Annotated in this window: 5 protein-coding genes; 2 read left to right on the top strand and 3 right to left on the bottom strand. The window is 66.1% G+C overall.

Annotation, left to right across the window (positions count from 1 at the left end; genetic code table 11):
* Positions 1-22 precede the first annotated feature (22 nt).
* Positions 23-3631 (top strand): CDP-glycerol glycerophosphotransferase family protein, encoded by a 3609-nt coding sequence (locus OHA99_RS24910; protein ID WP_405697923.1) that lies wholly within the window; start codon positions 23-25, stop codon positions 3629-3631.
* A 56-nt stretch (positions 3632-3687) separates the two neighbouring features.
* On the opposite strand, the gene OHA99_RS24905 is transcribed toward OHA99_RS24910, so the two are convergent.
* From OHA99_RS24905 to OHA99_RS24895, 3 genes are all read right to left on the bottom strand, one after another.
* Positions 3688-5709, bottom strand: a complete 2022-nt coding sequence (locus OHA99_RS24905) for a glycosyltransferase family 4 protein (RefSeq protein WP_405697921.1) — start codon at positions 5707-5709, stop codon at positions 3688-3690.
* Between the two features lie 200 nt (positions 5710-5909).
* Entirely contained in the window at positions 5910-7640 is a 1731-nt protein-coding gene (locus tag OHA99_RS24900) for an FG-GAP-like repeat-containing protein (RefSeq protein ID WP_405697919.1), read from the bottom strand.
* A 141-nt stretch (positions 7641-7781) separates the two neighbouring features.
* Positions 7782-8189 (bottom strand): hypothetical protein, encoded by a 408-nt coding sequence (locus OHA99_RS24895; RefSeq protein ID WP_405697917.1) that lies wholly within the window; start codon positions 8187-8189, stop codon positions 7782-7784.
* A 691-nt stretch (positions 8190-8880) separates the two neighbouring features.
* On the opposite strand from OHA99_RS24895, the gene OHA99_RS24890 reads away from it, so the two are divergent.
* A complete protein-coding gene (locus OHA99_RS24890; RefSeq protein WP_405697915.1) occupies positions 8881-12255 on the top strand; it encodes a hypothetical protein in 3375 nt (1124 codons plus the stop codon).
* The last annotated feature ends 86 nt before the right edge of the window (positions 12256-12341 follow it).

Genomic DNA, 12341 nt, shown 5'->3' with positions numbered 1-12341 from the left:
CCGAAAGGAGACCCACCAAGCCATGGCCCCTCGGCTCAGTGTCATCGTCCCCATCTACAACGTAGAACGCTATCTGTCCGCATGTCTGACGTCGCTCGCGGCGCAGACCATGCCGGACCTGGAAGTCGTCATGGTCGACGACGGCTCCCCCGACGGCTCCGCCGACATCGCCGAGGAGTTCGCCGCACAGGACTCCCGCTTCCGACTCGTACGGCGGGAGAACGGTGGTCTGGGCGCTGCACGCAACACCGGCTTGGAGCACCTCGCGCCGGAGAGCGAGTTCATCGCCTTCGTCGACAGCGACGACATCATCCCGTCGGACGCCTACCGTCTGATGCTGGCGAGCCTGGACGCCAGCGGCTCCGACTTCGCCACCGGCAACGTGCTGCACATCAACAGCAGCAAGATCTGGCAGTCGCCGATGCACCGCATCCTCTCGCGCGGCGCCGTCCAGGGCACCCACGTCTCGCGGGACCTGCGCCTGTTGACCGACCGAATAGCCTGCAACAAGATCTTCCGCCGAGACTTCTGGGAGCAGCACAACTTCCGCTTCCCCGAGGGTGTCCTGTACGAGGACACTCCGGTGATCGTCCCGGCCCAGTTCCTGGCGAAGTCAGTCGACGTCATCAGCGCCCCGACCTACTACTGGCGGCTGCGGGACGGTGAGGCCGCCCCGTCCATCACGCAGCGCCGCGCGGAACCGAAGGCCGTCCGCGACCGCACGGCCGCCGTGGAGTCCGTCAGCCGCTTCTTCGGCAAGCGCCCGGAGCCGGCCGCGGCCGAGCTGAAGCGCGAGTACGACCGCACCGCGCTCTCCGGTGACTTGCGGATCTTCCTCAACGTGCTGCCTCAAGGTGACGAGGAGTTCCACGCCGAGTTCTTCCGAGTGGTCAACTCCTACCTCGACCAGGTCGACCCGGCTCTGGTGATGGAGCTGCCCACACCGGCCCGAGTCAAGTGGCTGCTCGTCCGTAAGCACGCTCTCACCGAACTGCTCGAACTCTTCGAGTCCGAGCGGCGCGGCGACCGCGTCCGCATCGAGGGCCTGCTGCGCAAGTACGCCGCGTTCTCGGCGCTGGAGAACAGCTCAGTCCGGCTGCCCAAGCGCGCGCTGCGCATCGACCCCGACATGAAGGCCACCGCCCCGCTGCGTGAGTTGGAGTGGCGCGACGGCAAGTTGCGTATCGCCGGTCACGCGTGGATCAACCGCGTGGACCAGTCCTCCGCGCGCAGTGCCGTCAAGGTCCTGGCGATCAAGAAGGACGGCTCGCGCAAGCGCACCGTCCTGCCTCTGCGCAACGTGCACGCCCCCGAGTGCACGACGCTGTCCGGGCAGCGGCAGTACAACTACGACTGGGCAGGCTGGGAGTACGAGCTGGACCCGGCCAAGCTGCGGCGCGGCAAGACCTGGCAGGAGGGCACCTGGCACCTGGGCATAGGCATCGCCGCCTCGGGCCTGGTGCGTAAGCGGGCGATCCACACCAGTGGGGCCGCCGCCCAGAACCACGCCACCTATCAGTGGCTGGACGACGACTTCCGCCTGCTGCCCAGCACTGCCACGGGCTCCCTCAAGCTGCGTGTCGAGCGGGTTCGCGCCCTCATCACCGCGCGTCGCCAGATCGACGACCTCCTTGAGCTGGAAGGCGAGATACGCGTCCCCCTGGCGAAGGACGAAACGCTCTCCCTGACCGTGACCAACCGCAAGAGCGGCGAACGCCTCGACTACGAAGCGGAACTGAGCCCGTCCCTGGGCGAGCGGACGCCGTTCCGTGTTCGCGTTCCGCTGCAGGACGTCGCGCTGCTGCCCGAGCACATCGACGCGACCGGAACCGATGTGTCCAGCGGCGGTGCCGACCCCGCTCAGGCGGCCCAGCGCAACTGGTCGACGCAGTTGGTGGCCACGGACCAGGCTGGCCGCACGCGGAAGTTCGGCACCGTGATGGCGGACAGCCTTCCGGATCTCCAGATCCGGTTGCCCCTTTCGCTGGGAGAGGCCGTCGACCGCTTCGAACTCTCAGTGCTGGCCGGAAACACCGGCTACCTGAAGTTCTCCAGCCGCTCCCTGCGTGCCCGCATCACGGATGTTCGCTGGGCAGACGGCCGTTTCTCCGTGTACGGCGAGGCCCCTCGGGATGTCAGTGGCTGGACCTTCCTGGTCAAGGCCCGTGACTACTTCGACGAGAAGCTCGTCCCCTTGACGACCGACTCAAGTGGACACTTCGAGGCCCACTTCACGCCGTCCCGCATGTCCGGCGCCTCAAAGAAGCTGCCGCTCAAGACCGGCCGTTGGAACCTCTTCCTGCGATCGTCGGACGACGGTCCGGACATGCCCTGCGTCCTCGACCGGCATGCCAGCTCCACACTGCCGGTATCCGGCGAGCAGGACGGACGGCAGTACGACTTCGAGCCTCGCTGGTTCGACCACCCGCAGCTGCACTGCCTGCCGGACCTCACCATGGAGGAACGCGGCGCCTACCACCAGGAGCGTTTGAAGCGCGAGGTATACATGGCGGGCCGCAGCAAGCCACTGCGCGAGGCCGTCCTCTACATCAGCTACAACGGCAAGCAGTACTCCGACAGCCCCCGGGCGATGCACGAGGAACTGCTGCGCCGGGGCGCGGACGTTGAGCACCTGTGGCTGGTACGCGACGGCCAGGTGGAACTGCCGTCCACGGTCAAACCGGTGCGTTTCCAGAGCACCGAATGGTACGACGCGCTGGCTCGCTGCCGTTACATCGTGACCAACGCGCATCTGCCGCACTGGATCGAGCGCCGGCCGGAGCAGGTGGTCGTGCAGACGTGGCACGGCACCATGCTGAAGAAGATCGGCCTCGACATCGCCGCTCCGAAGTTCAACCCGGACTATCACGAGCAGCTCAAGCAGGAGGCGGCCAACTGGTCCATGCTGGTCTCTTCCAACCGCTTCAGCACCCCGATCCTCAAGCGGGCCATGGCCTACGACGGCGAAATCGTCGAGACGGGCTACCCCCGCAACGATTACCTCTACGCCTCGGACCGTGAGGAGCAGGCCGCCGAGATCAGAAGGCGGATCGGGCTCCCCGAAGGCAAGAAGGTCGTCCTGTACGCACCTACGTGGCGTGACGATCTCTCGCACCGTCGGGGCCAGTTCAAGTTCGAACTCCGTCTCGACCTCGAAGAAGCACGGCGGCGGCTCGGCGACGACCACGTGCTGATGATCCGCAGGCACTCGAACGTCGTGGACAGCATCCCCGGCGCGGGCAACGGCTTCGTCTTCGACGTCTCGGAGTACCCGGACATCGCGGATCTGTACCTCGCAGCGGATCTGATGATCACCGACTACTCGTCCGTGATGTTCGACTACGCCCACCTGCGCCGACCGATGCTCTTCTTCACCTACGACCTGGAGCACTACCGGGACCGGCTGCGTGGCTTCTACTTCGACTTCGAACACGACGCTCCCGGCCCGCTGATCCCCACTTCCGGGGAACTCATCGACGCCATCAGGGACATCGACACCGTGTCGGAGAAGTACCGGGCGGAGTACGAGGAGTTCCACAGGCTGTTCTGTGACCTGGACGACGGCCACGCCGCCGGTCGCGTCGCGGACCTGATGTTCGAACAGGCGCGCCGGTTCGACCGCAAGATCTGAACCACACGTACGGGAGGGGCAGGCCGCCCATGGCTGGCCTGCCCCTCCCGTACGTTTCAGATGGTCACTGTTTTGACCGAGAGCTGGGCCTCGCTGTTGACGTACGGCCGGACCTCGACGGCCGCCGCGGGTTGCGTAGCAGCAGAAGTCACGTCCGCCTTCTTTGCCGTACGGCGGAACCGCTTGGCCGGTGGTTCGGGTACGGCGGGGACGGAGGGCCGGTGGACAGGCCGCGGGTAGGTGAAGACGTCCATCGGGCTGAGGACATCAGTGGCCAGTTTGCTCAGCGGAAGTCGGCCGCCGCCGGAGGCCGGTCTGAGCCACAGGTCCCAGATGGCTTCCTTGGCGTTGTGCTCTTTGATCAGACGCAGACTGTCGACGACGGCCACCAGGGCTCCGTCCTCGTTCGGCCGCGCCTCGAAGGACAGCGTCTTCGACTGCTTTCCGCGTCGTGTCGCCTCGACCACGGCGCCGTCCGCCGCGGCACCCCACAACGCCGACACGATGCGCAGCGTAAGCCCGTCGACTTGGAGCCGCTCCACTTCGGCGTGCCGCTCCCTGACCCGGCTGCGGATGCGCAAGCGGCCGTCGTCCTGACGGTGCGGCAACAGTAGAGAAAGCGCGGGACCGGTAGTGCGCGGCAGCGACACGGCCAGCAGGTCGCGGGTGTCGATGCCGAACCCGTCGGCCGTCAGAGGCACCTCCACGCCACCCGAGGTCCCGGCGAGCACCTCCCATTCTCCTTCGGGCAGTCCCTCGCTCCACGGCACCAGCGCTTCACCGGCCGGGGACAACGGGAAGCGGCGCTCGGCCGCGTCCTTGTTGATCCTGCGGCAGACGATCTCAGCCCCGGGAAGATCAAGAGGCATCCGGTCGGTGGTGAAAGAGAGGGAACCGTCATGCTGCACACGGACATTGGCGCTGCTGGGCAGGCGACGGCGCAGAAGAGCGCGCTCCAGAATGGCCTCGAACCGTTCACGGCTCTCGGTCTCGTGGAAGCGCTCCGCGTTGCGGATCGCGGCCCGGCCCATTGATCTGCGCCGCTCGTCGTCCTCTACTAGCTCCATCATCGCGCTGGTCATGGCGGCGACGTCGCCCGTGGGTACGACGAACCCGTCTTCACCGTGAGTGATAATGTTCCGCGGGCCGTGGTCGGCGTCCGTGCTGATGACCGGCAGACCCGCAGCCATCGCCTCGACGATGACGTTGCCGAATGCTTCGCGCTTGGACGGCATCACGAAGACCGAGCCCTTGGCGAACTCGGGTGACACCGGCGTGGCCGGTCCCATCAGCAGCACGTCGTTGTAGAGACCGAGCTCCTCGATCTGCTGACGGAGCTTCGCCTTCTCCGAACCGTTGCCGTAGATCCGCAGCTTCCAGCCGGGGTGCTTGGCGGCCACCGGCGCGAACGCCTCGATGGCCATGGCGAAGTTCTTGTTCTCCTTCAGCAGGCCGGCCGCGATGATCACTCTGTTGTCACCGGTTGACCGGTGCGTGGAGGCCGGGACGCAGTTGGGCATGACCTCCAGCCGGTTCCGTACGGCGGGGACCTGCTCGCCCAGGCTCGCAACCTCTTCCGGAGTGAGAGCCGTAATGGCGTCCAGCACGTGATAGGTACGGAAGAGCGGTTTCTTCTCCCACTCCGCATAGATGGCCGGCATGGAGTGCTCCTGAGCCAGGAGCAGCGGTCCCCTGCGCGCATGGCTGAGCATGACCGTGATGCGAGGGTTTGAGCTGATCACCGCGTCGGCGTCGGTGTTCGCAAGCCACTCAAGGAGCCTGAGCTCGGCGAGTCGGCTGATCCAGGGTTCCTTCTCGTCCGGCGGCGCCGGGTAGACCTTGGGCGCGACCTTGATCAACGGATCGTCCAGATCCGAGACCGGGGAGTTGCCACGCAGGTCCGTGAGGACCCTGACCCTGACCCGTGCGTCGAGCGGGAAGTAGGACTCGTCGCGCGACTTGCGCAGGCAGACGATCTCTACTTCGTGCTTCTCCGCCAACGCCCCGGCCAGGTTCTGCGTGGCGCTCACCACTCCGCCGATGTGGCAGAGGTTGCTGACAATGAAGGCTATTTTCATCCCACGTAATCTCATCCGGCGGGGAAGGGGGGCATCCCCGGCGAGGCCACAATCTTCTCATGAAAGACTCACAAAACCGTCGAACGGTTGTAGTGCCCTTGCCCCGTGCGGCACAGTCCTGAGGACGGACCGCGTCCAGACGAGCGGAACGGCCGAGTCCGGTGGTGTACCGGGCTCGGCCGTCCTGGACGACCGGTGGGTCAGCGCGTGAAGACGCTGACGCGGTCGTAGTTCCACCCGGTCGCCTTCTCGGCGCCGTGCAGCGGCTCGTTGAGCGTGCCGTCCGCGTTGGCCGCCCAGGTAATCATCTTGAGGCTGCCGTCGTCGTAGCCGTACAGGGCGGCGAGGTCGTCCCGACCGTCACCGTTGTAGTCGCCTCCGACGACACGCATGTGGTCACGCGTGTACCGGCCGGCGTCCGCCCGCCAGATCTCCTTGCGCGCGGTGAGGGCTCCGTTCGCGGCAGTCGACGAGAAGCTGATCACCGCGTCCGAGCCGTCGCTGTAGTCGTACCAGGCAGCCAGTTCGTCGCGGCCATCGCCGTTGAAGTCCCCGGACTGGACGCTGGTGCGCTCCGCCGACCCCCAGGAGCCGCTGGTCCACCCCTCCACCTGGTCGTGCTGGAAGGCCCCAGTCTCCAACGAGGGAAGGGTGATGGTCTTCACCTCTCCGGTGTCGTAGAAGTACATGAGTCCCAGGTCGTCGCGACCGTCGGCGTTGAAGTCGCCCGTGGACACCTTCATGTGGTCGAAGGTCCAACCGCTGGCGCGGCTCCAAGCAGTGAAGGGCTTGTTGAAGGTTCCGTCTTCCTTGGAGAGGAAGGTGAAGACCTTGTCGCTGCCGTCGGCGTAGTCGTACCACACGGCTATGTCGTCGCGACCGTCACCGTTGAAGTCGCCGGTGTACGGGTGCATCCGCGCCCAGGTCCAGTCGGTGTCGGTCCAGGAAACGACCGACCCCTCGAACGTGCCGTCGGCCTTGGCGTTCTTGGTGAACAGCTTCACCGTGCCGTCCGAGTAGCCGTAGAACAGCCCGATGTCGCTGCGGCCGTCACCGTTGTAGTCACCGGTGACCAGCTTCGCGTCGTCCTCGTTCCAGGTGCCGGCGTCGGCCGAGTATGCGACGGTGGGCAGCTGCATGGCGCCATGCATACCGCCGTCCCAGAGGTGCACCTTGTCGCTGCCGTCGGCGTAGTCGTACCACGTGGCCACGTCGCTGCGGCCGTCGCCGTTGTAGTCCTGAGCCGGCGTCTGCTTGGCGTTGTCGGCTATCCAGGCCCGGACATCGTCGACACGGGTGGCGACTGCCGTGTTCGGTGTACCTTCCGCACTCTCCACACCGAAGCAGCCGACCTGGTACGAGCGACTGCTCACGGCGACGAGTTCGGGCTTGCCGCCGACCAGGCGGAGTGTGGGACCACCGGCGTCGCCCATACAGATGGAAGCGTCGTCCTTACCGCTGATGGTCACTTCGCCGTTGTTCACCGCGTCGACGGCGAAGGTGCCGGAGTGCGGCTTGACCGGCGCCCAGTCCTCTGCCGTGCGACCATATCCGACACTCGTCAGTTCCTGCCCGGCCGCGGCCGCTGTTGCGGAGACTGTCACCGGCTCGACGCCGATCACGGGCTGCGCCAAGCGAGCTAGCACCAGGTCACGCTGTCCGTACTGACGAAGTTCGACTACTTCGCGAGTCTGTCGAACGGCAGAGGAGCCGCCGCCTACGGTCGCGATCGTCTTCGACTTGGGGCTGCCCGCGGGGACGCTGATACCCGCCGCGGGGTCGTCCACGAAGCAACTGGCCGCGCTCAGCAGCCACTCTTTCGACACCAGTGCGGCGGAACAGCCTCGTTCGTGTTCGCCGATGACCAGCTTGGCGGTGAAAGCGTAGGTGTTGTCGGCGCCTGGAGAGCCCACGACGGCTTGGGCGGGCAAGGCGAAGACTGTGAGGGGCGCTGCGATCGCGGCCGCGACCGAAGCCGTCAGGACGCGGAGGGAGTGCTTGGGTGGTCTGATCACGGAAATCCTTCTACGAGATGATGGAGCGGCGGGCCGACGGAAGGCGTCTGGCGCGGCCTACTTCGTGGTCCTGATCTCCACCAGCATGTGCGGGCGCCCCTCGGGATCAGCGCTCGCACCGACCCCCTGCCACGAGTTCGCCGGGACGTCGACGGAGGTCGTCTCGGCATCGACAGTCATCTCGAACTCGGTGTCGTACGCGGGGGTCTGGACGCCGTAGACGGAGGCGACCTCCAGCGTCAGCCAGCCGGACTCCCCGGTGACGCGGAAGCAGAGCTTCGCATTGGAGCGGGAGTAGACCTCCAACTGGCCGGTCCCACTGGTGCAGGTGGCGAGGGTGATGTGACCGTCACCACGCTTGAGGCGGATGCCCTGTTCCTCGTAGATCTTGTCCGCTTGCGGGTAGTCGAAGTCCTCGACCACGTATCCCGGGGACTCGTCGACGACGGCCTGGGCTGGAGTCACCTCCTGGCCGGCGCCAGGCGCCGCCTGACTCCCCGTAGTTGCGAACCATGCCAGGGCACTCGCGGTAACGGCGAACCCGAGAGTGCACCGCATGATCCGCCTGGAAATTGACCCGGCAGTGTCACGTGCCTTCATTGATGTCCTAGTCGTCGGCTCGGGCCAGAGGCCCAAAGGGGATTAAGAAGACGGGCAAGTGCTTCGACATCGAGCTCCGCTGTCCGTTCTAAAAAAGGGCGCACGCTCCTCACGACCCATGCTTTGGAGCACACCTCTCAACTCGCTTCTGTCGAACGGAAAAAGAGAACCTGTCACGCAGATCTCTACCCGCAGCCTCAAACATGTAATGCCGTCACTCACACACCTGTCCATCAGATCAGAACGCGCGAAACCGGACATACACGGACTCAATTTTGTGACGTGCGCCACAACAATGAAAAGTTGTACGGAAGAATGTGTAGTTCCTGTGAAGAGTATGTATACGAAGAATAACGCCGCACTCCTCTCCGATCGCCTGAACTTGCTCCACAGAACCCGCTGGAATGGAGATGTCCGAAAAGGGTTCATGAACAGAAGTCGACCAGGTACCGTGCGGACGTACTTACGAATAGATGACGATGCCTCAACACGACTCCATGCGCGTGGGGTTGATTCGCGCGGCAGGTTCACATCGTCAAGTCCCTGAACGGGAAGGATGCACATCTTGTCAGCGTCACTGTGGAGCAGACGCCGGATTCTCACGACCATTGCCGGCGCGGCCGCCGTCCCGGCTCTGCCCTCGGTTCTCACCCTGGGTGCCACCCCTGCCCTCGCGGCCGAGGCACTTCCGCCGGACACCGGTCTCCCGGAAACAGACCGGGGCAGGGCCGTGTGGGCGTACAAGACGGGGGGTCAGTCCACTCGTAAGGCCGCTGCCCGTGCCCTCGCCAGCTCGTCGGCAGCCGTCTCCGCCTTCCTCACCAACGAACTGCCGTTGGTCAGCGCGGAAGACGACCGTTTCACCATCTTTTCCTCTTTGTCCCATGCGGGCATATCAACCCGTGAAGCCGCCGAGGAAGCGTTGGCCGCGGGCGACGACGCGATCGCAGCCTTCCTGGAGACCGGTTACACCGCGCCGCTCGAGACGGATCTGCGAGCCGCTGTCTTCACCATCCTCAACAACGGCGGCACAGCTGTGAAGCGCGAGGCCACCAAGGCCCTCGACGCTGGTACGACGGACGCGCTGCGGACCTTCTTGGAGAAGACCCAGGTCACCGCGCGAGCGGAAGACGAGCAGTTCGAGGTCTTCAGCATGCTCGCGACTGCCTCTCCCGAGGTGAAGCTGTACGCGGAGCGTGCCCTGTCCGAAGGCACGCCCGAGGCGATCAGTCAGTTCCTGTCATCCGGCCAGTACGTTGCTCGCGCCCGCGATGAAGAAACCGCCACGATCGATCAGTTGGTCGAGATCGTGGAACGCGAGGGCAAGCGCGCCCACTTGAAGACGGAGCAGGCCGTCACCGCCTCCAACCAGGCGAAGGAGGCGGCCGAGAAGGCAAAGGAAGCCGCACTGAAGGCGGCCGACGAGGCTCAGGCCGCCCAGAACGACGTCCGTAAGTGTGCCGCTGCCGCCAACAAGGCCGCCGGAGCCGCACGCGGTGCCGCCGATGCCGCTGAGACAGCGATCTCAGCGTCCCGTGCAGCTCAGGCAGCGTCGAGCCGCGCCGCTCGTGCCGCGCAGGCCGCCGCCGCTGCCGCCGCTTCCGCTGGCAGCGCCGCATCACGGGCCTATGGCGCCGCGATCGCCGCCTCCAAGGACGCCTCCAAGGCGTCAGCCGCACGTGCGGCCGCAGAGGGAGCCCGAGACGCAGCCGCACGTGCGAAGACAGCTGCTGCCGCCTCCGACAGAGCAGCAGAATCGGCCCGGGGCGCTGACGCCGCGGGCGCCGCCGCTGCGAGCGCCGCACGGCACGCAGCGACCGCTGCAAACGCGGCTGCGACCGCTGCCACCAGCGCCGGCGTTGCTCAGTCCGAGGCATCACGTGCCCGTGCCGCCGCCGCTGAGGCTGACGCCGCCGCAGCGCGCGCGACTCGGGCGGCTGGCATTGCCAGCACCCTTGCAAACCGGTCGGCTCAGGCCGCTGAAGTCGCTCGGGATGCTGCGAACAGCGCCGCCGAACACGCGTTGAAGGCGGCCGCGGCCGCCGACGAAGCAGCCGACAACGCGGGCAAGGCAGTCGAGTACGCCAAGCGCTCGACCGAGTACGCCAACGCAGCGGTGGAGGCTGCCAACACCGCCGCCAACACGGTCAAGGAAGCCCAGGAGGTGGAAGAGGCGGCACGCGATGCCGAGACCAAGCGAATCGCCGACGACACCGAAATCGGCGTAGAGGAAGCCCGGTCGCGGGCAAAGGCCGAGAGTGCCGACATCAAACGCGCGGAGCAGCAACGCACACAGGCGGACGCGACCGCGAGCGAGACCAAGGACCTCATCGCGGCCGCCGAGAAGGCGTTGGAATCCGGAGACACAGCCACCGCGGTCACCAAAGGCCGTCAGGCCGCGGTACAACTCCTCGATTCGACTGGCACATGGACCCGGGAAGCTGTCGAATACGCTCTCTCGGGCTCCGACGCGGACATCGTCAACTGGATCGCCGCGGACCGGCTCCTCGCCCAGGGGCAGGACGACCGGGAGAGCGTTCTCTCCATCACACAGAACGCCGCACCCGCCGTAGCCGAAGCCGGCGCCCAGGCGCTGGAGAGTACCGATCCGAACGCGGTCCGGCACTTCCTCGACAGCGGTGCCATCGAGGCAGCCGCCGAGGACAACCGCGTCGCGATCTTCTCGCTCCTCAGTAACAACCCGGGCGCCGCTGTCAAGGCGGGAGCCGAGGCCGCGCTGAGTGACGGAAGTGCCCGCGCCCTGCACAACTTCCTCATGGTCGAGTTGGCGGACGCCACAAAGGAGGATGACAGGGTCGAGGTATTCCGCCTGCTCAACGCGGGCGGCACATACATGAAGTCCGCGACGCAGATCGTGCTCGAGGGCTCCGCCCGCATGCGCCGCGCGTTCGTCGTTCGGGACAAGTTCAGGGTCGCTCAACTTGACCACGACCACGCCACCCACGTGGCTGCGATACGCGCCGCCATCGCGCACGCGGCCAAGGTGGCTTCCAAGGCACTGGAGGATGCCGCACTGGCCTCCAAAGCCGCCGCAGAGGCCCGCAAGGCCGCCGAAGAGGCGACCGAATGGGCGAACAAGGCACAGGACTACGCCAAGGACGCCGCCGAGTCGGCCGAGGAAGCCAAGAACAATGCTGCTGCTGCTGACCGGTCGGCAGCAGCAGCAGCAGCGTCCGCCAAGTCAGCGCAGGGGGCAGCCGCCGTCGCGCGTACTGCCGCTCGCGCAGCGAACTACTCGATGACCCAAGCGGTGGCATCTGCCAAGCAGGCGGCCGCTTCCTCGGCCGCTGCACAGGCCTCCTCCACCGCCGCCCGAGAAGCAAAGCTCCAGGCCGGCGCAGATTTTCTGGCCGCGGCGGACGCCGCCAGCGAGGCACTGACTATCAAGATCCAGAAAAAGCGCGCCGAAGACATTGCAAACGCCCGCAAGGCGGCCGAGGCGGTCAAGGAAGCCTTTCAGAACGGCGTCAACCCAGCGGACAAGCCCGAGTACGACAACACGGGTGACACCAAGTACTGGGGCATGTGGCCGGAGGACACCGGCGACATCAAGGACTGGGCCGCGGCTACCGGGCATTGGAGCACGGCACTCGGTGTTGCTTCGCTCACACTCGGCCTCGCGTCCCCCTTCTTCGGGCCGTTCATGCCGGTCGTCGCTGGTTTGGCCCTCGGAGTCGGGGTTGTCTCCTGGGGTGTGCAAGGCGTGAGCGCTCTCCTGTCACTCGGTTTCGAGGGCGGGTGGAAGTCCCCTGAGTTTCGACAGGCACTCGGCACCTTCGCCCTCGCCGGCGTCTTTAAGGGCGCGAGCTCCCTCTTTGGCAAGTTCAAAGGGGTGGGAGAGGTCGGGTCCAAGATCACGGATGCAGTCGGTGACGGGGTGACCACTGTGGTCGGACTGATCACCTGGTAGACAGAGCCTTGGTAGGTGGGTGGTGCGCACGTACTAGGGTGTGCGCACCACTCACCATCATCCGCGACAGGCAAGCGGCGATCCCG

Source organism: Streptomyces coelicoflavus (assembly GCF_045041415.1).
GTDB lineage: Bacteria > Actinomycetota > Actinomycetes > Streptomycetales > Streptomycetaceae > Streptomyces > Streptomyces coelicoflavus.
Note: the sequence above shows the minus strand (reverse complement) of the source record. Positions and strands in the feature narration are given on the sequence as shown.